The organism is Exiguobacterium sp., from assembly GCF_020832205.1.
Taxonomy (GTDB): domain Bacteria; phylum Bacillota; class Bacilli; order Exiguobacteriales; family Exiguobacteriaceae; genus Exiguobacterium.
In genome coordinates this window covers 88,535-111,195 of sequence record NZ_JAFIFD010000042.1, presented here as the reverse complement: position 1 = coordinate 111,195, position 22,661 = coordinate 88,535, and the positions used below count along the sequence as shown (strand labels likewise).

At 54.1% G+C, this 22,661-nt stretch carries 24 protein-coding genes; 8 read left to right on the top strand and 16 right to left on the bottom strand.

What is annotated here, in order from left to right; genetic code table 11:
* Positions 1 to 88: 88 nt before the first annotated feature.
* Positions 89 to 1,525: an NADP-dependent glyceraldehyde-3-phosphate dehydrogenase gene (locus JJU47_RS11595; RefSeq protein WP_228619576.1), complete on the bottom strand. Its 1,437-nt coding sequence runs from the start codon at positions 1,523 to 1,525 to the stop codon at positions 89 to 91.
* A gap of 228 nt (positions 1,526 to 1,753) precedes the next feature.
* On the opposite strand from JJU47_RS11595, the gene JJU47_RS11590 reads away from it, so the two are divergent.
* Entirely contained in the window at positions 1,754 to 2,629 is an 876-nt protein-coding gene (locus JJU47_RS11590; protein WP_029334835.1) for a chemotaxis protein CheV, read from the top strand.
* A 42-nt stretch (positions 2,630 to 2,671) separates the two neighbouring features.
* Here the strand turns inward: JJU47_RS11590 and JJU47_RS11585 are convergent, their stop codons facing one another.
* Positions 2,672 to 3,049 (bottom strand): Hpt domain-containing protein, encoded by a 378-nt coding sequence (locus JJU47_RS11585; protein ID WP_029334834.1) that lies wholly within the window; start codon positions 3,047 to 3,049, stop codon positions 2,672 to 2,674.
* A 140-nt stretch (positions 3,050 to 3,189) separates the two neighbouring features.
* Between JJU47_RS11585 and JJU47_RS11580 the strand changes: the two genes are divergently transcribed.
* Positions 3,190 to 4,125, top strand: coding sequence for a magnesium transporter CorA family protein (locus JJU47_RS11580; protein WP_029334833.1), 936 nt, complete (start codon positions 3,190 to 3,192; stop codon positions 4,123 to 4,125).
* Positions 4,126 to 4,195: 70 nt separating this feature from the next.
* On the opposite strand, the gene JJU47_RS11575 is transcribed toward JJU47_RS11580, so the two are convergent.
* Positions 4,196 to 5,308 carry a PP2C family protein-serine/threonine phosphatase gene (locus JJU47_RS11575; RefSeq protein ID WP_029334832.1) on the bottom strand — a complete coding sequence of 371 codons (1,113 nt, stop codon included), beginning with the start codon at positions 5,306 to 5,308 and terminating at the stop codon, positions 4,196 to 4,198.
* Between the two features lie 161 nt (positions 5,309 to 5,469).
* Between JJU47_RS11575 and ytzI the strand changes: the two genes are divergently transcribed.
* Complete coding sequence (gene ytzI / locus JJU47_RS11570; RefSeq protein WP_228619542.1) at positions 5,470 to 5,649, top strand: YtzI protein; 180 nt, start codon at positions 5,470 to 5,472, stop codon at positions 5,647 to 5,649.
* A 14-nt stretch (positions 5,650 to 5,663) separates the two neighbouring features.
* Here the strand turns inward: ytzI and JJU47_RS11565 are convergent, their stop codons facing one another.
* Positions 5,664 to 7,790, bottom strand: a complete 2,127-nt coding sequence (locus JJU47_RS11565; RefSeq protein WP_228619540.1) for a DNA topoisomerase III — start codon at positions 7,788 to 7,790, stop codon at positions 5,664 to 5,666.
* Positions 7,791 to 7,914: 124 nt separating this feature from the next.
* On the opposite strand from JJU47_RS11565, the gene JJU47_RS11560 reads away from it, so the two are divergent.
* Positions 7,915 to 8,784 carry a DMT family transporter gene (locus JJU47_RS11560; protein WP_029334829.1) on the top strand — a complete coding sequence of 290 codons (870 nt, stop codon included), beginning with the start codon at positions 7,915 to 7,917 and terminating at the stop codon, positions 8,782 to 8,784.
* Here the strand turns inward: JJU47_RS11560 and JJU47_RS11555 are convergent.
* From JJU47_RS11555 to JJU47_RS11545, 3 genes are all read right to left on the bottom strand, one after another.
* Positions 8,779 to 10,158: an MATE family efflux transporter gene (locus JJU47_RS11555; protein ID WP_228619539.1), complete on the bottom strand. Its 1,380-nt coding sequence runs from the start codon at positions 10,156 to 10,158 to the stop codon at positions 8,779 to 8,781. The two genes, JJU47_RS11560 and JJU47_RS11555, sit on opposite strands and share 6 nt — an antisense overlap.
* An 81-nt stretch (positions 10,159 to 10,239) precedes the next feature.
* Positions 10,240 to 11,490 (bottom strand): peptidase U32 family protein, encoded by a 1,251-nt coding sequence (locus tag JJU47_RS11550; RefSeq protein WP_228619537.1) that lies wholly within the window; start codon positions 11,488 to 11,490, stop codon positions 10,240 to 10,242.
* 10 nt (positions 11,491 to 11,500) lie between these two features.
* Positions 11,501 to 12,403 (bottom strand): peptidase U32 family protein, encoded by a 903-nt coding sequence (locus JJU47_RS11545; protein ID WP_081828294.1) that lies wholly within the window; start codon positions 12,401 to 12,403, stop codon positions 11,501 to 11,503.
* Positions 12,404 to 12,553: 150 nt separating this feature from the next.
* On the opposite strand from JJU47_RS11545, the gene JJU47_RS11540 reads away from it, so the two are divergent.
* A complete protein-coding gene (locus JJU47_RS11540) occupies positions 12,554 to 13,348 on the top strand; it encodes an SDR family NAD(P)-dependent oxidoreductase (protein ID WP_228619535.1) in 795 nt (264 codons plus the stop codon).
* 40 nt (positions 13,349 to 13,388) lie between these two features.
* On the opposite strand, the gene JJU47_RS11535 is transcribed toward JJU47_RS11540, so the two are convergent.
* Genes JJU47_RS11535 through rnz form a run of 7 tightly spaced genes read right to left on the bottom strand, consistent with a single transcriptional unit; the run spans position 13,389 to position 18,037 of the window.
* Positions 13,389 to 13,712 (bottom strand): hypothetical protein, encoded by a 324-nt coding sequence (locus tag JJU47_RS11535; protein ID WP_029334824.1) that lies wholly within the window; start codon positions 13,710 to 13,712, stop codon positions 13,389 to 13,391.
* A 28-nt stretch (positions 13,713 to 13,740) separates the two neighbouring features.
* Positions 13,741 to 14,286 (bottom strand): hypothetical protein, encoded by a 546-nt coding sequence (locus JJU47_RS11530; protein ID WP_029334823.1) that lies wholly within the window; start codon positions 14,284 to 14,286, stop codon positions 13,741 to 13,743.
* Positions 14,259 to 15,218, bottom strand: coding sequence for an ATP-binding cassette domain-containing protein (locus tag JJU47_RS11525; RefSeq protein ID WP_228619533.1), 960 nt, complete (start codon positions 15,216 to 15,218; stop codon positions 14,259 to 14,261). The genes JJU47_RS11530 and JJU47_RS11525 overlap by 28 nt, the downstream gene beginning before the upstream one ends.
* Positions 15,181 to 15,855 (bottom strand): hypothetical protein, encoded by a 675-nt coding sequence (locus JJU47_RS11520; RefSeq protein ID WP_029334821.1) that lies wholly within the window; start codon positions 15,853 to 15,855, stop codon positions 15,181 to 15,183. Before JJU47_RS11520 ends, JJU47_RS11525 begins: the two co-directional genes overlap by 38 nt.
* Positions 15,833 to 16,243 (bottom strand): DUF4430 domain-containing protein, encoded by a 411-nt coding sequence (locus JJU47_RS11515; RefSeq protein ID WP_029334820.1) that lies wholly within the window; start codon positions 16,241 to 16,243, stop codon positions 15,833 to 15,835. The genes JJU47_RS11520 and JJU47_RS11515 overlap by 23 nt, the downstream gene beginning before the upstream one ends.
* Positions 16,240 to 17,154: a hypothetical protein gene (locus JJU47_RS11510; protein ID WP_228619530.1), complete on the bottom strand. Its 915-nt coding sequence runs from the start codon at positions 17,152 to 17,154 to the stop codon at positions 16,240 to 16,242. Before JJU47_RS11510 ends, JJU47_RS11515 begins: the two co-directional genes overlap by 4 nt.
* Positions 17,132 to 18,037, bottom strand: a complete 906-nt coding sequence (gene rnz, locus JJU47_RS11505; protein ID WP_228619528.1) for a ribonuclease Z — start codon at positions 18,035 to 18,037, stop codon at positions 17,132 to 17,134. The genes JJU47_RS11510 and rnz overlap by 23 nt, the downstream gene beginning before the upstream one ends.
* Before the next feature lie 75 nt (positions 18,038 to 18,112).
* Between rnz and JJU47_RS11500 the strand changes: the two genes are divergently transcribed.
* The gene (locus JJU47_RS11500) at positions 18,113 to 18,286 is read left to right on the top strand and encodes a hypothetical protein (RefSeq protein ID WP_228619526.1); all 174 of its coding nucleotides are present in this window, start codon (positions 18,113 to 18,115) and stop codon (positions 18,284 to 18,286) included.
* A 45-nt stretch (positions 18,287 to 18,331) separates the two neighbouring features.
* Here the strand turns inward: JJU47_RS11500 and JJU47_RS11495 are convergent, their stop codons facing one another.
* On the bottom strand, positions 18,332 to 19,462 hold the full coding sequence (locus JJU47_RS11495) for a M20/M25/M40 family metallo-hydrolase (RefSeq protein WP_029334818.1): 1,131 nt from the start codon (positions 19,460 to 19,462) through the stop codon (positions 18,332 to 18,334).
* A gap of 171 nt (positions 19,463 to 19,633) precedes the next feature.
* Positions 19,634 to 20,632 carry an aromatic acid exporter family protein gene (locus JJU47_RS11490; protein WP_228619524.1) on the bottom strand — a complete coding sequence of 333 codons (999 nt, stop codon included), beginning with the start codon at positions 20,630 to 20,632 and terminating at the stop codon, positions 19,634 to 19,636.
* 79 nt (positions 20,633 to 20,711) lie between these two features.
* Here JJU47_RS11490 and JJU47_RS11485 point away from each other — a divergent pair, with 79 nt between their 5' ends.
* Positions 20,712 to 21,785, top strand: coding sequence for an N-acetylglucosaminidase (locus tag JJU47_RS11485; RefSeq protein WP_228619521.1), 1,074 nt, complete (start codon positions 20,712 to 20,714; stop codon positions 21,783 to 21,785).
* A gap of 92 nt (positions 21,786 to 21,877) precedes the next feature.
* Positions 21,878 to 22,648, top strand: coding sequence for a 2,4-dienoyl-CoA reductase (gene fadH, locus JJU47_RS11480; protein ID WP_228619573.1), 771 nt, complete (start codon positions 21,878 to 21,880; stop codon positions 22,646 to 22,648).
* The last annotated feature ends 13 nt before the right edge of the window (positions 22,649 to 22,661 follow it).

Here is a 22,661-nt window from a genome sequence, read left to right as displayed (position 1 = left end):
TTCCACCTATCTTCACTCATTATACCTGTCTGAAAGAACGGATTTCAATGACACAAAAAAAGGAGAGGATTTCTCCTCTCCGAACAGATTATAAGTTGATGACGGTCACTTTATCACGCGTCATCGTCTCAAGGCTGCGTCCAATCCCTTGAACGCCTAGGCCTGATTGCTTCACGCCGATGAACGGGAAGTGGTCTGGCCCGCGCTCGGTGCGGCCATTCACTTGGACCGTTCCGACTTCGAGTTTGTCGGCGACCGTGAAGGCGCTGTTCACGTTTTGTGTGAACACGCTCGCTTGGAGACCGAATTCAGACTCGTTCGTCAGCTCGATCATCTCATCGATTGACTTGACGCGGATGACCGGCAAGACCGGTCCGAACGGCTCCTCCCATGCCACACGCATCTCACGTGTCACATGGTCGAGCAATGTCGGGTGAAGCAGGTTGCCGTCGCGTTCGTTGCCGTGCACGACCGTCGCCCGCTTATTGACCGCATCGTCGATCAGTCCTTGGACGTAATCCGCTGATTTTTCATCGATGAGCGGCACGATGAAGCTGTTATCAGTCGGTGAACCGACCGAAAGCTTCTCAACGCGCTCTTTCAACATGGCGACGAGTTCGTCGGCCTGATGCTCGAGCACGAACACCCGCTTGATCGCCGTACAACGTTGTCCCGAGTACGAGAACGCACCGCTGACGATTTGATCGGCCGCGAGCGTGAGGTCCGCGTCTTCTAAGACGAGCGCCGGATCTTTCCCGCCGAGCTCGAGGACGACCGGTACCATCGACGCCTGTTGCGACAAGTGTTGCCCCGTGCCCGTCCCACCAGTGAACGTGATCATGTCAATGCCCGGGTGTGACGTCAAGTAGTCTCCGATGACAGAGCCGCGTCCTGTGACGAGGTTCAAGAGACCGCTCGGAAGGCCGGCGTCTTGGAGCGCCTCGACCATCTTGACGCCACTGATCGCGCCTTGAGTCGCCGGTTTAAAGACGACCGCGTTACCAGTGATGAGCGCCGGAGCGATCTTAGCAGCTGCCAAGTTGACCGGATAGTTGAACGGGGAGATGGCAAGAACGACACCAAGTGCCTCTTTTTTAATGATCGCCATCTTGTTCTTCGAACCGCCAGGGAACGAATCTCCTTGCATGAAGCCACCTGTGAAGCGTAGACCTTCTTCAGCCGTGTAGCGGATGATCTCAGCCGTCCGGATGACTTCTTTTTTTGCGTCAGCCAAGTTTTTCCCGACTTCGCGCATGATGATCTGACCAATCTCATCGACACGCTCTTCGAGTTTATCGGCCCATGCGTACAAGAGTTCGGCGCGCTTGTTGACCGGAAGCGCTGCCCATTCTTGTTGTGCACGTTTGGCGCCGTGGATCGCCTCGTCAACTTCGTCCCGCGACATTGCCTGGACGTGTCCGACGACTTCGTTTGTATAAGGTGAAACGAGTTCAATCGTCTCGTTTGATGTAGATTCCTGCCATTGTCCATTGATTAAATATGGATACGTGTTCATACTCATAATTTCTATCTGCCTCCTGAGTAAGCTTTGATATCTCGTTGCCACCCCCATTGTATGCAAAATTAAAACCGATGAACAACTATAAAGATTCAGTTTATGTAATGTAAACGGTTACGTGATAACTTTTTGTGAATTCCGTCCCGAGATTGACACTTTTCAACTGAAGAGTTCGGGCACGTTGACCGATAGATAGGATGAGAGCACGTGAACTAGGAGGGACTACCATTGAGCATGGATCATAATATTTTACTTGAGGCAGGCACGAACGAACTCGAGATCGTCATTTTCCAATCGGGACCGTTCATTTTCGGAATCAATGTCATGAAAGTACGTGAGATCATCACGATGCTTCCGCTCACCCCGCTCCCGGGAACGCCGGAAGCGATCATGGGGCTGATCGAACTCCGCGGCGAAGTGATGACGGTCATCGATCTTCCGATGGTCATCGGTCATCCGCGTGAAGTCGGAGAAGGCGATCGGTTGATCGTCTGCGAATTCAATGGAGAAAAATCAGTGCTGCGCGTCGACCAAGTGACCGAGATCAAACGCATCTCATGGGAACAGATCGATACGCCGTCCGATCTCGCCCGCGGTGTACAAGGCATCACGAACGGTGTCGTCAAGACAGGCGACCAGATGATCATCTTGCTCGACTACGAGCGCATCGCCCTCGAGTTGTCCCGAAAAGACATCATGGCGCGCGAGTCGGTGAAACGGCTCGGTGCCCGCGAGCGCTCGAACAAACAAATTTGGCTCGCTGAAGACTCGGAGATGCTCCGTTCGCTCATCATCGATACGCTCGATGAGGCCGGTTATTTCAATACGACCATCTTCAACAACGGGAAAGAGGCGTTCGATGCGTTCGAAGCAGCCGACGTCGACTGCGACTTGCTCATCACCGACATCGAGATGCCGCAAATGGACGGTCTTCACTTGACGAAACGGCTTCGGGACATGGACCGGTTTGCTGAATTGCCGATCGTCATTTTCTCTTCCCTTATTTCTGACGATTTGAAGCATAAAGGGGAAGCCGTCGGCGCCAACGCGCAAATCACGAAGCCCGAGATCGGGAAGTTGATCGCGACGCTCGACGAGTTTTTCGCATAATCGACAAAGGGTTCCGCAACTGAAATGCGGAACCCTTTTGCGTTATGCCATTTGATCGAAGTGGGCATCCCACTCCATCGTGAATCGATCCATTTGCTGTTCGATCGTCTCGAGCACCGGACCGAGTCCAGTCGCATCGCCTGCTTCTCCTGCTTGTTCAAGCGTATGGAACTGTTCAGCTGTTTGGTCGAGGCCGACCGAATAGGACGCGCCTTTCAACAGATGGGCGAGCTGCTCGACTTGGACGTGGTCCTCGTTGCGGACGGCACGTTTCAACTCGGGAAACTTGTCCTCAAATTGGACGACATACGTTTGGGCGATTTTTTTCAAGAAATCTTTATTCCCACCAGCGATTTGATGGAGCTCCGCCAACTTTTCTTCGTTAAACAGAGCGTGTTTGGGCGTTTGTGACAACTCCATCCCTCCTTTGTCAGCGTGTCATAACCATTCTTCCCCACTGTAGCACGTTTTCGATAGAAAACAAAAAATCTCCTCCTTACCGATTGCGCTCACCTACGCGCCTACCTATAATAAGGTTGAGCTAAGGTAGGAGGAGAACTATGCTAACGATTTACCGGACCGACGCGTCAGGACATGTCGACGAGATTGAAGACTTTGACAAAGGAAGTTGGATCCAACTCGTCAATCCGACGAAAGACGAGGCCGATCAAGTGATTGCCGCCTCGGGCATCCCGGAAGACTTCGTCTATGACCCGCTCGATAGTGAAGAGAAACCACGGTTTGAAAAAGATGATGAAGGACTCCTCATGATCATCGACGTGCCGTACGTTGAAGAAGACGATACAGGAAGAGCCTATAATACGATCCCGCTCGGTATCATCGTGACGGGGAGACATTTCATCACCGTCTGTTCGCGCGACCTTGACGTGCTGAACTTGTTTGCCAACGGAAAGGCTCGCTTGTTCCGAACGAACTATCGCAGCCGGTTCGTGTTTCAAATTTTACACCGCGTCAGTATGACGTACTTGCGGTTCTTACGGCAAATTGACCGCCGGATGGATGAACTCGAGCAAGAGTTGCAACGGTCGATGCGAAATCAAGAGATTTTCCAACTGATGAACTTGCAAAAATCCCTCGTCTACTTCATGACGTCGCTCAAAGCAAACGATAGCGTCCTCGACCGCATCGTCAAGACGCCGAGCCTTGAAAAGCATGAAGAAGACGAGGAACTGCTCGACGACGTCTTCGTCGAACACCGTCAAGCGATGGAGATGGCGTCGATTTATAACGACATCATCAGCATCAAGATGGAAGCGTTCGGTTCGATCATCTCTAACAACGTCAACTTCGTCATGAAGTTTTTGGCGTCGATCACGATTGTCTTGAGCATCCCGACGATGATTTCCGGAATTTTCGGGATGAACGTCGAAGTGCCGTTCGAAGGACAAGAAGTCGGCTTCATCTTCGCCATCGCGCTCATGCTCGGCTTTTCGAGTCTCGCGTTTTATATTTTATGGCGGAAACGATATTTCTAGCCCGTCGCCAGACAGCAAAAAAGACAAGTGGAACGCCGCGGCGTTCCACTTGTCTTTTTTGGCGGCTCGATCACATTAACTTGACCGTGACGAGACAAAGGTCGTCATCGATCTCGATTTTTGGCACGAGACGCTCCGCGACGTGATCGGCATAACCGAGTCCGTACGTGGCGATATCTTTCTCTAACCAGCGAATCCCGTCATCGATGTCTTTGCTGTAGCATTCCATCAAGCCGTCCGTATACATGTGCATCACCATGCCGGGCTCGATATCGATTTCTTTCGCTTCATAGTTCGGTTCTTCGAACATACCGACCGGGACGCCGGTCGTCTCGAGACGACAGACCCCGGCCGGTGACGTGACGATGACCGGCGGATGTCCGGCATTGACGTACTCGATGCGGCCGTTCGTCGTATCGATATAGCAGTAGACGGCTGTGAAATAACTCTGCATGTCGTCACCTGAGAACAAGAACGTCATCTGTCGGTTCAATTCCGTCATGACATCGACCGGGTATTGAACGTTTCCGACGAGCCCCGGCAAGATGGAGCGGATTCCCATCGTGATCAACGCCGACGACACCCCGTGTCCCATCACGTCAAAGATGATGACGCCGTAACGGTCCGGCGCGACCTGGAACCACGCGTACATATCCCCCGCCAATTTTTTAGACGGCAAATAGAGCGCGCGCATATCGATCTCAGCGTTTTGAATCGGCGGCGTCAACGCACTTTGTTGAATTTTTTGCGCCAAATCGAGATCGTACTGTAACCGCGCCTCATACTTCTTCCGTTCGTCAACTGCCGCCTTGTAGCGGAGGGCTGAACGGATTCGGGCGAGCAGTTCCGTGATCTTAATCGGTTTTGTCGTATAGTCTGACGCCTCGGCGTCGAGTCCTTCCGCGATCTGTTTCTCCTCGGTGCGCCCGGACACCATGATGACCGGCAACTCTTCATAGCCCGCCATATGGCGAATCCGCTTGCACGTCTCGATACCTGAAATACCTGGCATCTCGACATCGAGCAGGACGAGGTCATACAGCGACGGTGCTTGCGGATCCATGAGGAGTTCGAGAGCATCTTCCCCGCTCGAGACCACAACTGTCTCGTAATCGTGTTGATGCAGGAGCTGTTCGAGAACCATCGTATTGACCGGTTCGTCATCCACAATCATAATCGCCATCGTCATCCCTACCTTCTCAGTCAATGTTTATCTGCATATTATTGTATCATATCTAATCCACGGACCGCGTATTTCAAACTTGTGACAGTATGGCGAGCATCGACTGTAGAGATGCGGTCCTATTTTTGGCATACTAAGAGTATGAAAGCGAGGGATGCGTGATGGGTTGGTTGTTCGCCGTGAGCGGGTTGATCATATTGCTCGTCTTAATCGCCTCGGTCGTCGTCATTCAAAAAGGGTATGCCTATAAGGACAATAAAGACGACATCGTCCTCGATTATGATGAGATCAATCGCCAGATTTTTGAAAGAGAGCAAGCAGACAAACAAGACCGCCCATGAGGACGGTCTTGTTTTCATTTGAATTCGAATCGGAGCGCACCTTCCTCGAGATAGAGGGCGGCATTGAACGTCTTTTCACCTTTTGTAAACGTATGGATGTTCGAGCGGCCCCCGCCAATCATTTGTGTCAACTCATCTTTCGATAAGCCGACACCGAGCACTTGTTTCGACATCGTGAATTTGCACCCTTCCCGATAGCCGCTGCATCCGATGAACTTCGGATGCTCGACAAGTCCTTTCCCGCAGCTCGGGCAGACGCCAAACGATGGTTTTGGGCGACTCGGTCCTTTCTTCGACCCACGTCTTGGCTCGATCGTGTACCCTTCCGGATTCGCCGACGTGACACGTGTTTTCGCTTCGTCGACGAGATGGACTGCCATCTTCTTCGCTTGGTCGATGAACTCGGCGGCCGAGGCCGACCCTTGTCCGATCTCATGGAGCCGTTTCTCCCACTTCGCCGTCATCGCTGGTGAAGCGAGGATACTGTCCCCTAATACATCAACGAGCAGCCGGCCTTTATCGGTCGGGACGAGCTCTTTCTTTTGAAGCATGACGTACCCGCGCTTTTTCAAGCCGTCGATGATATTGGCGCGCGTCGCTTCCGTCCCAAGCCCTTCGACTTCTTTCATGATATGGATCAACTCATCGTCGTCGAGCTTACGCCCCGCCACTTTCATCGCCAAGATGAGGGCGCCTTCCGTATAACGTTTCGGCGGCTCGGTCTGTTTCGAAAGCACTTCCACGTTTCGTTCGGTCAGCGTCTCGCCTCTCTCAAGCAGCGGCAATTCGACGTCTTTTGACTTCATTTCCACGACTTGACGATAACCGGGAGTGACGACGACCGTCCCTTTCGCCCGGTACAAGTCTTTTCCGTCCAACAAATCAACCGTCGTCTTTTGCAGTTTGGCCGGAGGGGCGAACGCGGCGAGGAACCGGCGCGTGATCAAATCATACAATTTCGCCTCGTCCCCGCTCAACCGCATCACGTCACCGCATGCCTCCGTCGGGATGATCGCATAGTGGTCACTCACTTTTTTGGCGTTGACGTAACGTTTGTTCGACGCCGGATTCTCGGTCAATACGGGAGCGAGTTCCGCATACGCCGAAGACTTTAAGAGACGGGCTTTTGTCACCGGGAACAACGACGCCTCATCTGGCGTCACGAATCCTGAGTCCGTCCGAGGATAGCTGATCCAGCCTTTCGTATACAATTTTTGGGCCACATCGAGCGTCTTTTTCGCACCGAATCCGAACCGTTTTCCGGCTTCGGCTTGCAGCCCCGATAAACTGAACCAAAACGGTGGCTGCTCGATTTTTTCTTCGGTATCAATCGATTGAACGACAGCTTGACCCGACGCGCGTTTGACGACGTCGTCCGCTTCTTGCCGGGTTTTTAATTTCGTCGTTTTCCCGACCGTGTATTTCGCCTTGAACGTCGACCGCGACTTTTGGAACGTCGCTTCGACTTCAAAATACGGTTCTGGGACGAACTGTTTGATTTCACGCTCACGCTCGACGATGAGAGCGAGTGTCGGCGTCTGGACACGTCCGAGCGAGAAGACGTCTTCGATTCCAATCGTCTTAAGTAACGTCGTATAAGCGCGTGAGGCGTTCATCCCGACGAGCCAATCGGCGCACGCCCGGCTCATTGCCTCGTAATAGTACGGTACCGTCTCTTCTCCCGGCAGCAGGTTGGCGAAGCCACGGTCGACCGCCTGTTCGGTCAAACTTGAGATCCATAGGCGTGTGAGCGGTTTTTTATTCCCGGCCAAACGCAAGATGAGCCGGACAATCGCCTCACCTTCGCGTTCGGCATCCGATGCGATGATGATGTCGGTGATTGATTTGTCGTGCAGCCACCGCTTGATCGTTTGGAACGGCTTCGACTTCCCTTTGGAAATCCGGTAGTCAAACCGGTCCGGCACAATCGGTAACGCCTCGTATTTCCATGACTTCCATTCCGGACGATAATAAGCCGGTTCTTGTAGCTCACACAAGTGCCCGACCGCCCAAACGACGATCGCGCCCTCTGGAAAACGTGAACATGGCGAGATTTCAATTTCTTCTTTCCGTTTTTTGGACGGATATGGGGCCGCAAGCTTTTGCGCCTGTGATGGTTTCTCGGCAATGATTAGTCTCATATCGTTCCTTTCTTGTGTGACGCCTCCGCAATTCTTCGCGTCACGATCCGAGTTTTTGTTGGTCGCTCTGTCATTTTACTATATCATTAGGAGGATTACATACATACAAAAGGGGGACCATCGTTTGTCTTATTTGATTCTTTTCGCTGCTGTCTTCTTCTTGTCGACGAGCGTCCTCTTCGTCAAATGGACGTCCGCTCCGGCTGAGACGGCCGCTTTTTACCGCATGCTCTTCTCAAGCCTCATGTTGTTGCCGTTTCTCGACTATCGCTCGCTCATCTCGTTACGGACGAACACGCGGTACGCCATCGGGCTCAGCGGTATATTGCTCGCTTTCCACTTTTGGTTATGGTTTTTATCGCTCGACTATACGACCGTCGCCAGTTCAACGTTGTTCGTCACGTCGAGTCCAATCTTCGTGTTGATCGGGAACGCCCTGTTCTTTAAAAAACGACCTACCCCAAGAGGGCTCACGTTCGCACTCATCGCCGTTCTCGGCGGCATGCTCGTCGCGGCCGGCGATTTCCAGCTCGGTCGGGACGCGCTCATCGGTGACGCCCTCGCCTTGGCGGCCGCCATCTTGATTGCCGGCTATTGGCTCGTCGGTCAACACGTGCGGACCGAGATGAAGACGAACGACTATTCGTTTAGCGTCTACATCGTCGCAACGTTCGTCCTCGGTTTCATGTTGCTCGTTCGCGACACGACGTTTGTGGCTTTCGAAACGGTCAACTGGTGGTACTTTATCGCCCTCGCCTTTTTCCCGACGCTTCTCGGGCATAACTTGTTCAACTATGCGCTCGCCCGCGTGAGCGCGACCGTCGTCAGCATCACCATTCTCGGAGAAGCGCTCTGGGGGATGTTGTTTGGCTTCGTCTTCTTCGAAGAACGTCTCGGCCCGTTCCAATGGATCGGAGCGGCCGTCCTGCTCGGCGGGATTTATTTGTTCCTAAAAGAAGACGCCCGTTCAGCCAGAACGGACGCCGCTTCATAAATTGGTTGCTTGTTTGACTTCTTCTTCGGCCGGCCGGAATAAAAGTTTCCGGTCCCAAATCGCCATGCCGACCGCCGTCAAAAACGTCATGGCGTCAGCGATCGGGAAAGCGAGCCAGACGCCGAACACACCGAAGAACGACGGCAAGATGAAGACGAGCGGAATCGTGTAGAGCGTCTGCCGCGACAGCGACAAGAACATCGCCACTCGGGCTTTCCCGAGCGATTGGTAAATGCCGTTGACGAGCATTTGCACGCTCGGCAAGAACGAGACGGCGAACAAGACATGAATCGCCGTCACACCGCCGGCAATGAGCTGTTGGTCGGTCGTGAACATGCGCATGAGCGGGTTCGGGAACAGCTGGAGCGTCAGCCAAATCAAGACGGCGATGGCGAGTCCGGCTCGAAGCGCCGTCCAAATCGTCTCGCGCATCCGCTCGAACTGTCTCGCCCCATAGTTGTAGCCGACGATCGGCTGCATCCCTTGGACGATGCCCATGATCGGCATACCGACGAGCGCCATGAACTTATTGATGATCGCAAAGATGGCGAGCTCTTCGGTGCCGCCATACGTCCCGAGCATGACGTTGACACAAACGAATAAAATCGATTGGGACACCATCATGATGAACGAGGACGAACCGATGGCCATGATCTCTTTTAATTCGCCGACCCGCAACCGAAACTTCCGCCACTGGAAGTCGAGCGCGGTTCGGCGATTTTTTGAAAAGAAGAAGCGCAACATGAGAATCGAACCGACGACTTGGGCGAGCGCCGTCGACCAGGCTGCCCCGTAAATCCCCCATCCGAACGTGAAGATGAAGAGCGGCGTGGTGACCAAGTTGACGACGACCGTCGTCAGCATGACTTTCATCTGGTACGGCGCCTGACCTTCAGCCCGCACCATCGCGCTCGCCGCAAGCGTGAACATGAAGAACGGGGAACTGATGAGCACGACCGATAAGTATTGTTGACTCAGTTCCATGATGGCTGACGTCGCCCCGAAGACGGTCAGAATCGAGTCGAGCATGAAGAAGGCAGAGCTGACCGCAAATGCGGCGAACACGCCGACTAAGACGAGGACGTTCATGAACGTGACGGCCGCGCCGGCGTCGTCGCCTTTCCCGAGCTTCCGTGAGCTGATCGACGCGCCCCCTAACCCGACCGCACTCGAGACCGCCATCAAGATCATTTGAATCGGAAAGGCGATACCGATTGCCGCGACTGCTGACGCCCCGATGCCCCGTGCGACGAATATCGTATCGATGATGTTGTAGAGCGCCGTCACGAGCATCCCGACCATCGCCGGGAGAGACAGTTTGAACAACAACCGTCCAATCGGCTCGGTCCGAAGCTGCTCTGTATTTTGGTTCATCTTTCCATCCCCTCCATCTCTTATGCTAATAGGGTAGCAAGATTGAATGGAACGGTCGACTATGTTGTCTTACGGGATGTGTCAGCTCCCGCTTCGGACGAGCTCGCCTGCGGCCACTTTCCGTTTCCGCATAATATAATCAGTCGCGACCGGTTTGTCGACTTTGATGTTGACCGTCATCATCGCTTGATGTGCCGTCTCGATCGGTGTGCCTTCTTCATCCCATATCTCTTCGACACGCTGGGTGAAGCGAACGAAGCCTGGACCGAAAAACTCGACCTCTTCGCCGCGACGGAAATAGTTTCGCTGCTCAAGTGTCGCCATTTGCGTCGTCGGGTCGTACGCGATGACGCGTGCCGCAAACGCATATTGCGGGATGGCGCGCGGTTTTCCGAACAATTGCTCGTTCTCCGTTGGCACGCCGTAATAAAATCCGGTCGCGAGTTCTCGTTGTGCCGCTTTCCAGATTTCTTCCTCCCACGCCGGATCGAACACGAACCCGGCAGGATCCTCGCAATACGCGTCGATGACTTGACGATAGACGTTACAAACGGTCGCCACGTAGTGGATCGACTTCATCCGTCCTTCCACTTTCAAACTGTCGACACCGGCGTCGACAAGGTCAGGAATGTGGCGTACCATCGCCAAATCGACCGAACTCATCGAGAACGGTTCCTCGTCGCGTGCCGCCATCTCGTCGGTCAACAGCTCGTCCGCTTCAAAAAAGCCATATTTCCAGCGACACGACTGAGCGCAGCCGCCTCGGTTCGCATCGCGGAGCGCCATATGGTTCGATAACGTGCAACGGCCCGAGTAGGAGATGCACATCGCCCCATGGACGAACGTCTCGATTTCGACGTCGACTTGCCGTTTCATCTCTTTGATCTCTTCCATCGATACTTCGCGCGCGAGGACGATCCGCTCTAGTCCTTCCTCTTGCCAAAAACGGAGCGTCTCATAGTTCGTCGCCGATGCCTGTGTCGACAAGTGCACCGGGAGACCCGGCGCGTCCGTGAGACAGACCTCAATCATGGCCGGATCGGAGACGATGACGGCATCGATGCCGATGTCACGAAGTTTACAAAAGAACTCGCCGGCTCCTTCGATGTCCCCTTCATGCGTCACCATGTTCGCGGCGACATATACTTTTGCCCCACGTTCATGAGCGAACGCGACTCCTTCGGCCATCTCTTCGTAACCGAAGTTACCGGCGCGGGAACGGAGTCCGAACTGTTGACCCCCGATAAAGACCGCATCGGCCCCATATAGAATGGCCATTTTTAATTTTTCTAAGTTCCCGGCTGGTGCTAATAATTCTGGACGTTTTCTCATCTCAGTTCCCTCACTTGATCTCTTCTGGATTTCGTAACAACAGTCCGGTCCCGAGCCGGAATTGTTCAGGTTGAAGTTCGGCAAGACGTCGTTCCATGACGTGACGATCGAACCGACCGTTTAATAGATCTGACCGGGCCTTGTCGAACAGGTGGACGATATCGACGAACGCCTCTCCTGCATGCCATCCTTCGAGTTTCCATGTGTGCAACCCGCCTTTTAAGAGCGTAGGCAGTTGACCCATGAGCGTCAAATCTTCAGAGAAGACGTGCGTTCCGTTCTCATCTTGATAGACGGGGTAGCGACTGTCGGCATCCGTCGGTTCGCTCACATAATACTCGCGCGCCTCGGCTGCCGGATTCGACCGCCCGATCTCATTGAAATAGTTCGTCAAGAGCGGGCGTTTCGAATGATGAATGCACGTCGGACCATACACTTGCACCTCGACCGGCAACCCAATCTGCTGTTGAATCATCCCGAGCTCGGTCAACGTCACTTCACGAGCCGCTACCGCCCCGATGGCGTCACGCTTGCCCCAAAACTGAATGTGACGCGCCGACGTGACGAGCGTTTGAGCGTCATACCAATAGGGGATATTGGCATTACGGATCATGCGGATTGCGCCCGGATCACCGGCCGTGACACTGTCGATTCCGATCGCCTTGAGTTCCTGTAAATAATCAGGCAACGTCTCGATTTGCTCGTTATGCATCAAATTATTGACGGCGACCGTCACTTCCTTGCCATATCGATGGGCGATGGCTGTGACTTCTCGCACAGCCGGGAGCGACCAGTCACCTTTGTGACGTAACCCGTATTTCGATTCTCCGATATAGAGGCGGTCGGAGCCCGCCATGATTAACGCCTCTGCTTGCTCGACGCTTTGTGCCGTAGTCACTAGCTGAATCATCATCTGGTTTCTTCTCCTCACTTTGTGAGTCTAATCACATATTCTTGCTATACTCTAGCATACGTTTCGATGTGGCGACCGGGCAGGAATTTAACAACTCGTGAAGAAATCAGTAACAATGTATGACTTTTTATTTCGAAGGAGTGGACGATTTTGACAAAAACCGCCTTAATCACTGGAGCCTCGACCGGAATCGGGCTCGACCTTGCCGTCTTGGCGGCACGGGACGGATTCGACTGTATTCTCGTTTCTCGCAATGAGCCCCGTTTGCACGAATTGAAAAAAGTACTCGAAAAAAGATATCGCGTCAACGTGCATGTCTTCGCCCTCGACTTGTCCGAACATAACGCCGCCACACGCCTGACAAGCGCCATCGAAGACGCCGGCCTGACCGTCGACTTTTTAATCAACAACGCCGGGTTCGGCACCGCGGGAGAGTTTATCGACCTTGATCCGGAAGTCGAGGCCGAACAGGTCCGCTTGAACGTGAACGCGTTGACTGAATTGACGAAAGCCTATTTGCCGGACATGGTCCGCCGCAACTATGGGTATGTGTTAAACGTTGCTTCGGTCGCGGCGTTCCAACCTGGCCCTTATATGGCGGTCTATTACGCGACGAAAGCGTACGTCCTCTCTCTCACCGAAGCGCTGCATGCCGAAGTGAAAGATACAGGCGTCCACGTCAGCGTCCTCTGTCCCGGACCGACCGACACGGGGTTCTTCAACCGGGCCGGCAGCGAGATGATGGTCTCGAAGATGCCATCGCACCTCGTCGCCTTCTTCGGCTACAAAGGCGTCATGAACAACAAGCGCGTCGTCATTCCAGGCGTATCGAATCAGCTGCTCGTCGCTGCTGCGAAACTGATGCCGCGCGCGATCAGCCTTGAGATTTTACGACGTTTCCAAAAACCGACCGACGCAGCGGTCGAACAAGTACCGACCCCATAAAAAAAACGTAAAGCGCACAACCGTTGCGCTTTACGTTTTTTTATGTCTCGCGTGACAACCGATACATCCGGACGAGGAAGACGCCGGCCGGGATCAAGAGCATGAACGCCGTCGACAAGGCGATCGACCAGGCGATCACCGCTTCGGCCGTCACACGTTCTGACGTCAATGCGGGGACGAGCTCAATATTTTGAACGGATAAGACGATCATGAGCGCCGGCCAGACACTTGACGCGAGCACGCCGACCATCGCATAGCGCGTCCGCAAGTATCGACGCACGATGAAAAAGATGTGGAGCCCCATGAACAACAGTCCGATAAACAAAAACATCCCGATTTCGACTAGATTGATGTATTCACCCACGACCGATCACCTCGCCCTTTTCATTCATTTACCCTTCGTCCCGCACAAATATGCGGACGAACAACTCACGTAAGACGATCAAGAAGAAAACGTTGCCGATTCCGTGTGCGAGATCAAACGGCACACTTAAGACGAGCAAGTTCAAAAAATCAGTGCCGATCACTTCCGCGTACGACAAGTTCGTCGTCCAACCGAATAAAAAACCTGAGCCGAGGCCGACGAGGCCAAGGAGGACTATAGACCGCCTCAACAAGGGACGCAACACGACGACGACCGTCACGACGAGCAACCATCCGAGAAACTGATACAACACGAACGGTCCAAGTCCGAGCAACAGGCCGGACAACACCGGGACGAACAACGCGAGCATCGCCGCACTCGTCCATCCGAAGTAAAGCGCGGTCATCATGATGAGCGCCGTCGTCGGCTGTACGTTCGGGATGGCGACGAACAACCAGCGCCCGATTACCGCTACGGCGAGCAACTGGGTCAACACCGCGATCGGTGTCTTCGTCCGTTCAAATTTTGACATGAGCAGATATGCCGTCAAGACAGCGACGATGAATGTGACCATACCATACTCCGTTCTAAAAACAGTTCATACGTGCCATAAAACACGACCCTGCCGTTCGACAAGGCGACGATCCGGTCAGCGGCAGCGAGTATCGCCGCGTCGTGGGTCGCACAGATGAGACACGCTGTTCGGCTTTTCTCGACCAAGGCGTTGAGGAAACCCGCTCGCTCCTGGTCGGTCAGGCCGACGGTCGGCTCATCGAGAAGAAAGAGCGGGGCTTCAGAAACGAGCACCGCCTTCAACTGCTCGACACGTCGCTTCGGTGCTTCCGGGAACGGTCCGTATTCTTCTTCGGGCGGAAGATAGACGGGACGCGACGACAGCTTCAGTTTCCCTTGAAGCGGTCTTACGCTTTTCGCCATCAGTTCAAGAAGCGTCGACTTGCCGCTGCCATTCGAACCGATGAACGCTGTCAAACCCGGGCCGTCCGACGCGAACGTGACGTGTTCGACGGCATAGACCGGTTGCAGCGGGTGACGATAGGAGACGTCGCGAACGTCGATCGTACCTTCCCCCCGCGACGAGATGACCGAAAACGAAGGGGGCGTCCCCGTCTCCCGGGCCCGCTCGGTAAAAGCGATTTTTACGTTGAGCTTTGCAAGCCGCTCTAACAACATCGTCAAATGTTCCCGTCGATAGCGATCGAGATGACGGAACGGTTCGAACAGCACAAGCGCTTGCGGTCGATTCGTCAACGCATGGGCAATGCGGACGAGTTGCCGCTCTCCGCTCGAACACTCATCAAAACGTTTGTTCATCAAGTGATCGATTTGGAGCAGCGCTACGACTTCGGACCCCTGGAGTGCATCGTCTCCGATGACGAGCGAGGCGACCCGTCCGGCGAGCGGCTCATCGAGTCGCACGGCTTTCGCTCCGACCGATGCCATCCACTCCTCAACGTCTCGTGTATCCTCGGATGATAACCAGTGCATCTCGCATCCCTCCTTTCGTCAAATATGGATAGAGGAGCCATAGCAGCGGCCAACCTCCGTACGTCGCCCCGAAACAGCCGGTCAAGACGGCGAGCGGGACGAGGTCATGCTGTTCGAATCGCCGTGACCGCGGGACGCGGTAGACCGGTTCTTGACGCTGACTGTCAATGCCGACGACGATCGCCTCTTGCCAATCGTTACGCGCATGGCTCTTCATGGACAAACGGATGGCCCGTTCCATCGTCGGGATGAGCGCCCACGCCCCGAACAGCAGCTGCGTCGACCGCGGCCACCCGGCAAGGAGCGGCAAAAACCGATCCAGTTTCAAAAAACGGCTCACCCATACCATCCCGAACAAGAACGTCGCCAATTGGACGAGTTGACGAATAATCCGATTGAACGAGACGTCCCAACCGATTAACATCGGCGCCATTGAAATGACCAAAAACGCCAACAGTACACCGGTCAATCCGAGCGGGAATCTGCGCTCGAGAACGAGGAGGCCGACCAACCCGATGAGCAGCCAAACCGACCCGTTCATATACACGAGGACATACAAGTGGGCGATGAGAAAGAAAAGGAGCGTGACAGGATGTCTGCGCTCCCAATCAGCCTCATTCGAAGAAAGAAATTGCATCTTCTTCAAACCGCCATTGAATGATATCTTCTGACTCGACTTCTTTCGCGCCGGCCCCTTCGTCCCCTGGGCTGCCGTTAAAGGCGTACACCCAACCTGACGACTGACCGGCCGATTTTTCTTCAACGCCGTCGATTGCCGTGACGTACGTCATATCCCCGCTGCCCACCGACTCGATGTCCAACTCCGTCGCTTGCAAGGCGTCAAGGACCGTGGCACCTGCTTCAAGACAGACGCTCTTTTCGTGGAACAGCGTCTCTTCTGTCGCCGCATTGTAGACGGAGACGGTCGGTTCGACGGCACAGTCGCCGTCCGTGCCGGTCGATGTCGAATCAGCACAGCCTGTCAGAAGTGGAATGAGTAAACTGAACGTGAGTAATCGCTTCATTGGTCTGTCAAATCCTCTCGTTGGTGAATGGAATAGTTATATAAAATGATGTAGCGCTCTCCTGTCGTCCGCCCTTCTCGGGTGAGACCTGACAGTTGGATGCTGTTGGCGAGCACCGGGTCACGCTGGAGCCAGAACTTGACGATCCGGCCTTCTCGGTTGATCATGAGCATCACCTCGTTCTCATACGTATACATGTCATACAGCCCATCGAACGACAGTTGGATGAGCGGCGCGTTCACCCGGTCGGCGAAGTCTTCCCATGCCGTGTCTTGGACTGCGCTCAACACCCGGTCGAAATCGACGAGCTTCTCAAAGAACGCCCGACCCGACTCTTTATTCAACTCATCGACTTGTTGATAAGACAGTTCCCCGGTCTCGTCATACGTGATCCGGATTTGTTGGAACGAACCGCTCCGCTCGACGAGCAGCAAATACTCCAGTGACTGCAGTTCTCCGTCACGCGTTAACACCATCTTGCTCCGATCAAGTTTGATCGCCTCACCGTTGACGCGACGCATAATATGGTTCGTCATCCGGTCGAATGATTCGTCTTGAATCGACACCGCCCCGATCTGTTGCGACTCGGCCCGGAACCCCGACTGGTCGAAGAGCGGTACGAACAGCAACACGATGAAAAAGAAGAACCCGACGAGAGCCCCGTACCATTTATAGCGGCTGTTGCGCTTCGGAAAGAATAAGAAAGATAGTAAAAAACCGATCGGGATATGGAATCCGCCGATGGGGAACGAGACGATGCCGAGCAACGAATAAAATAAGAACTTCAAGAAAAATCTCGGTTCCGGTTCTTTCAACTGGTTCAATCGTACACCGAGCAGCACGCTGATGATGACAAAACCGAGCCAAACGTAAAGTTGTATGGTCACATCAATCCCCCACTGTGAATTCATAGAAGTCGACTGCTACTTGACTGTTCGGAAACGCGGTCTCGACTTCTGCCGCAAACTCCGACTCCCGTCCTTGATACCGGGCCGAGATGTGTGTGACGATCAATTGACCGACACGAGCCGCCTCGGCGAGCGCCGCAGCCTCGATCGTCGTCGAATGCCCGTATTGACGGGCAAGCTTCGACTCGGCGTCCATGAACGTCGCCTCATGGACGAGCACGTCCGCGTCACGGGCGAGCAGCTCGGCGTTGGCACATGGCACCGTGTCACCGAGCACGGCGACGACTGCGCCTCGGACCGGTTCTGTGACGTATTCTTTAGCGTTGTACGTTTTCCCTTCAAACTCGAACGTTTCAACCTGTTTGATTTGACCGTAAATCGGTCCGTTCGGAATCCCGAGCGCCCTCACCTTGTCGACGAGGAGCGTCCCTGGGCGAATCGGCGCCTCGATTCGAAACCCGTACGACGGAAAACGGTGCTCGAGTTTCTTCACTATGACGCGATGTCCGTCTTGGAGAAACTCGTCTCCATCCTCATACTCGATAATCGTCAACGTATACCCTAAGTAAGACCCAGTCATCTTGAGCGTCACGTCGAGCCATTTTTTGATGCCTTTCGGACCATAGAGCGTGAGCGGTTCCGTCCCATCGAGCGCCGATCGCGTCGACAAGAAACCAGGCAATCCAAAGACGTGGTCGCCGTGAAGGTGGGTGACCCAGACAGCCGACACTTTGCGCGGTTTCAGCGGTGTATGCAGGATTTGGTGCTGGGTCGCTTCGCCACAATCGATCAGCCACGTCTGTTTCGGTAACGAGAGTGCGAGACCGGAAACGTTGCGTTGTTTCGAGGGCATTCCAGAGCCAGTTCCTAAAAAATGTAACTTCATAAATAATATTGTCCTTTCTTGTAGACCATTCCATGCTATACTTAACGTAATCGTTGAAAAAGGATGTGATCCGTGATGAATAGAGTTGACCATTCCGACACTTTATATAAAGTGATCCGTGAACGAGCGACTTCCCTCAATCGCAAACACCAACAAGAAGAAGGCACCTCGATCCGAATTCACGACATAGCGCAAGAACTCCACTGCACCGATGAACTCGTCCTCGAGTCATTGGAGTTCGCCGCCTGAACGTACGAACACATACGAAGAGCCGACGTCACGTCGGCTCTTTTTTTATGGCTTGTTCGGTGTGGCGACGTGCTTGACGATCTCGACGACGTACTCCACGATCTTATACAGTTCAACGAGTGGCATCCGTTCGTTCGTCGTATGAATCTCTTCATAGCCGACGCCCAAGTTGACGGTCGGAATGCCGCCTCCGGCGATGACGTTCGCGTCAGATCCGCCGCCCGAGTGAAGGATGCGCGTCGGACGACCGATCGAAGCGGCAGCCGCTTTTGCGACCTCGACGACCTCGTCGCCTTCTTCGAACTTGAAACCTGGGTACATGATGTCGATCTCGACTTCGGCACGTCCCCCTAGTGCAGCCGCCGTCTCGACGTACGCTTGTTTCATCGCTTCCGCTTGAGCTTCCATCTTGTCGTGAAGAAGAGAGCGCGCCTCGGCGAGCACCTCGACGTAATCACAGACGATATTCGTCGCGCGTCCCCCTTCGAAACGGCCGATGTTCGCTGTCGTCTCGTCGTCGATGCGCCCGAGTTTCATCTTGGCGATCGCTTTCGCTGCGATTTGGATAGCCGAGACACCTTTTTCCGGTGCGACGCCGGCGTGGGCTGTTTTCCCATAAATTTTTGCGTTCACTTTCGCTTGGGTTGGAGCCGCCACAATAATATCGCCGACCGGTCCGTCCGAATCGAGTGCGAAACCGAATTTCGCCTCGATTTTTGAGAGGTCGAGCACTTTGGCACCGACGAGTCCTGACTCTTCACCGACCGTGATGACGAATTGGATTTGACCGTGCGGGATCATCTCTTCTTTCAAGACGCGCACGAGTTCGATCATCGCTGTGAGCCCGGTCTTGTCATCCGCTCCAAGGATCGTTGTCCCGTCCGTGACGACATAGCCGTCCTTGATGCTCGTTTTGATGCCTTTCCCTGGCGTGACCGTGTCCATGTGGGCCGTGAAATAGATCGGGTCCACGCCTTCTTTCGTCGCTGGCAAAGTGACGATCAAGTTGTTCCCCGCATGACTCGTCTTCGACGACGCGTCATCTTCATATACGTCACAACCGAGGTCAGTGAACACGGCTTTCAAATGCTCACAGATGACCGCTTCTTCTTTCGTCTCTGAATCGATGCCGACCAATCCTAAAAAGGTGTCGAGCACCCGTGTCTCGTTTACCATACAAACATCCCTCCATCCAAACATTTCTTGGTCATTATACCAAACTCATGACGTTTGCACGAACGTTTTCCATTCTGTACAATGGGGACAAACACGTTATGGAGGATCGTCATGAGAAACAAACAAAAGAAACGACAACGCATCATTCAGATCGGCGTTGTCGTCATCGTATCAATCTTTTTGCTCAGCACGGTGTTGTCGAGCATGGCCATGTTCTTTTAAGAGCAGAATGTAACGCTCTTTTAAAATCAAGTAGCTTTTTACGTCTGACAAAATGTTCAACAGCGACGAACGTACCTCAAATTCCTCACGTGACGTGGGGAGAGGTACGTTTTTTCGATAGTGCTCGATCGTCGCTTCTAGCTCCCGCAGGAACGCAGAAGCGTCAGCCCGCTCGTTGACGTTGTCTCCGACGAGCCGAAGGAACGTCGCGACCGGTTTCGCCTCATCGACGACGAGCGTGATCTCGCGGGCGTTGTCGACGATTCGTTTCAAAATGTCGTATTGCCGTTCGCGCATCCGGAAGTATAAGTAGTCCATATCTTCATTTCGTTTGCCGATCGAATTGCCCATCCGCCGAAGTGCGAGGTCTTTCCCTTGCTTCAAGTAATCGCGTGTCTTCAATAGCATCATCGCATGGTCGTTGTAGATCCCGGTCTCGACACAGGCGGCGATGTCATAGAAATAAACGGCGAGCGCCCGATCGATGTTGTCTTTGATGCGCTCGATTTCTTTGTCGAGCGTCGGCATATACATGTTGACGACTAGACCGACCCCGACCCCGATCGTGATCAACAACAGTTCGTTGATGAACAAGTTAATCGAGAATCGGCCTTCCGTGTACAGATGGGTCAAGATGACGACGCTCGTGATCATCCCGTCCTGCAGTTTGAGCTGTTGTACGAGCGGGATAAACATGACAAAATAAAGTGTAAGCGTGGCTGGTGAATAGCCGAGCAGTGTGAACATGAGCGCTCCCATCCCGATGGCGAGCAGACTCGCCATGACTCGTTCATAAGACGCACGGAAGGACTTCTTCCTCGTCTCTTGAATACTGAGAATGGCGATGATCGCCGCGAACACGTAGTAGTCGAGATGAATCGTCTCGGCGATGAGCATCGCGATGCCGGCGGCGACCGCCGTCTTTAGCGTGCGTGACCCGATTTTCATAGCAATCCCCCTTCTCTCTTACAAAATTGTTGACTAGAATTTCCCGTTTGGCAATCCTTATGTTTGGAAGTGATTGAAAGTGACGACAAAAAAGAATAAACGCCTCCTCCCCTCACTCCTCATCGTATTGATCGCTGTCCTCGGCTTCCTCTGGCTCGAGCAGCACTCGAGCGGCACATATACGGTCGAGACGTTCCGAGACGGGCAGACCGAGACGCGTCAGTTCGAGTCGCTCGCCGAAGCGAGAGCGTACATGGAGCGCGGCGAGCATCGGGCTTTGATCGGACCGGACGGCGAGGTCATCGACTTCACCGGCGCCGGGATCGCCGTCACCCCGACAGACAGTATCACGTATCTGTTTAAAGACGAGGCCTTGTCCGAGCGTCAGTCATACGTCGCCGGCGGTACGCGGCTAAGGCTACTCGAGCGTGGGCATGATCACTTGCGCGTCAACATCTCAGGTGCGGTCGTGTTCGTGCCGCTCGCGAACATGACGTTGTATCCGGACGCACTCGTGAAGAAACGAGGATTTTATGAAGTGCGTGACGGAGACGTGTACCATACGGTCGAGGCGAATGACAACCTCGCCGGCACGTTCCTCGTCGGCCCGGCGGACGAAGAGAGGTCCGATCGGTTCTATACCGAGAACGTCCGGGACGTGTTCGCTTCACCGTACCAGTTCGCCTCCATCGCCTCGACGTCGCCATACTCGGCCTCGGAGTTGGACCGTTTCCTCGAGACACGGTCGGATTCTCCGCTGATAGGAAAAGGTGCGGCGTTTAAAGACGCCGAGTCGAAGCACGGGATCAACGCGTTATTCCTCCTCGCCGTCGCGGGCCATGAATCCAGTTACGGCACGTCTGCCATCGCCAGAGACAAGTTCAACTTGTTCGGCTTCAAAGCGACCGATGACGACCCGAGCGGAAACGCCGCGACGTTCGCATCTTTTGAGGCGAGCGTTGACGCAGCGGCCCGACTGTTCGCTGAAAAATACGTGACCGGTTCTTATGCGAGAGGTCCTTTTCCAGGCAACAAACAAGAAGGCATCAACATCTTTTATGCGTCGGACCCGTACTGGGGTGAAAAAGTTGCCGGGACGATGTATCTCATCGACCGTACACTCGGCTCAGCATACTACGAACAAATCAAGTGATGGCCGTCATGGTCATCACTTTTTTATGCAGGATTCCCGAAACGGAGAAGCGAATACATAAATGAACGACCATTCACTTTTCGAAGGGGGATATTTACATGAAGACGATTTGGATCACAGGCGGCTCATCCGGGATGGGGAAAGCGATGGCCCTCAAATTTAAACAAGAAGGCTGGAACGTCGCCATCAGTGGACGGAACACGGAACGGCTCGAAGAAACGATGCGTGAGTTGGACGCGATCGAAGCCGGACGCGCGATGAGCGTCCAGCATGACGTCCGTGACTATGACGGTTGCGCCCAAGCGCTAGAGACTATCTCGTCCGCTTACGGGCCGGTGCATGCGCTCGTCAATAACGCGGCCGGTAATTTCGTCTGTCCGACGCTCGACTTGACACCGAACGGTTGGACGAGTGTCATCGATATCGTCTTGAACGGCACGTTCAACTGTACGCACGCGCTCGGGAAACATTGGGAAACCGAACAAGTACGCGGCGGTTCGATCTTGAACATGGTCGCTTCGTACGCCTGGCAAGCCGGTCCGGGCGTCGCCCCTAGCGCGGCGGCGAAAGCGGGCGTCCTCAACTTGACGCGGACGCTCGCCGTCGAATGGGGCTATCAGTTCGGAGCACGTGTCAACGCGATCAGTCCCGGGCCGATTGAACGGACGGGCGGCGCCGAAAAACTCGCGGTCCATGTGAAAGAAGTCGAACGGATTCGCCGCAACGTGCCGCTCGGACGGTTCGGGACACCAGAAGAGATCGCCGACTTGGCATACTGGATGCTATCGGATGAGATGCGTTATTTAAACGGGGAATGCATCTCCCTCGACGGCGGGCATTGGCTCAATAAGCATCCGTTTTAACCCAAAACGGCCG

Bases quoted from the DNA above. Each gene is read 5' to 3' on its own strand.
- JJU47_RS11530 (WP_029334823.1), bottom strand. From the start codon at position 14,286: ATGGTCACATTCATCGTCGCTGTCTTGACGGCATATCTGCTCATGTCA.
- rnz (WP_228619528.1), bottom strand. From the start codon at position 18,037: ATGAAGTTACATTTTTTAGGAACTGGCTCTGGAATGCCCTCGAAACAA.
- JJU47_RS11500 (WP_228619526.1), top strand. From the start codon at position 18,113: ATGAATAGAGTTGACCATTCCGACACTTTATATAAAGTGATCCGTGAA.
- JJU47_RS11585 (WP_029334834.1), bottom strand. From the start codon at position 3,049: ATGGAGTTGTCACAAACGCCCAAACACGCTCTGTTTAACGAAGAAAAG.
- JJU47_RS11545 (WP_081828294.1), bottom strand. From the start codon at position 12,403: ATGATGATTCAGCTAGTGACTACGGCACAAAGCGTCGAGCAAGCAGAG.
- JJU47_RS11525 (WP_228619533.1), bottom strand. From the start codon at position 15,218: ATGCACTGGTTATCATCCGAGGATACACGAGACGTTGAGGAGTGGATG.
- JJU47_RS11565 (WP_228619540.1), bottom strand. From the start codon at position 7,790: ATGAGACTAATCATTGCCGAGAAACCATCACAGGCGCAAAAGCTTGCG.
- JJU47_RS11590 (WP_029334835.1), top strand. From the start codon at position 1,754: ATGGATCATAATATTTTACTTGAGGCAGGCACGAACGAACTCGAGATC.
- ytzI (WP_228619542.1), top strand. From the start codon at position 5,470: ATGGGTTGGTTGTTCGCCGTGAGCGGGTTGATCATATTGCTCGTCTTA.
- JJU47_RS11515 (WP_029334820.1), bottom strand. From the start codon at position 16,243: ATGAAGCGATTACTCACGTTCAGTTTACTCATTCCACTTCTGACAGGC.
- JJU47_RS11495 (WP_029334818.1), bottom strand. From the start codon at position 19,462: ATGGTAAACGAGACACGGGTGCTCGACACCTTTTTAGGATTGGTCGGC.
- JJU47_RS11555 (WP_228619539.1), bottom strand. From the start codon at position 10,158: ATGAACCAAAATACAGAGCAGCTTCGGACCGAGCCGATTGGACGGTTG.
- JJU47_RS11520 (WP_029334821.1), bottom strand. From the start codon at position 15,855: ATGCAATTTCTTTCTTCGAATGAGGCTGATTGGGAGCGCAGACATCCT.
- JJU47_RS11490 (WP_228619524.1), bottom strand. From the start codon at position 20,632: ATGAAAATCGGGTCACGCACGCTAAAGACGGCGGTCGCCGCCGGCATC.
- JJU47_RS11550 (WP_228619537.1), bottom strand. From the start codon at position 11,490: ATGAGAAAACGTCCAGAATTATTAGCACCAGCCGGGAACTTAGAAAAA.
- JJU47_RS11575 (WP_029334832.1), bottom strand. From the start codon at position 5,308: ATGGCGATTATGATTGTGGATGACGAACCGGTCAATACGATGGTTCTC.
- JJU47_RS11510 (WP_228619530.1), bottom strand. From the start codon at position 17,154: ATGAATTCACAGTGGGGGATTGATGTGACCATACAACTTTACGTTTGG.
- JJU47_RS11580 (WP_029334833.1), top strand. From the start codon at position 3,190: ATGCTAACGATTTACCGGACCGACGCGTCAGGACATGTCGACGAGATT.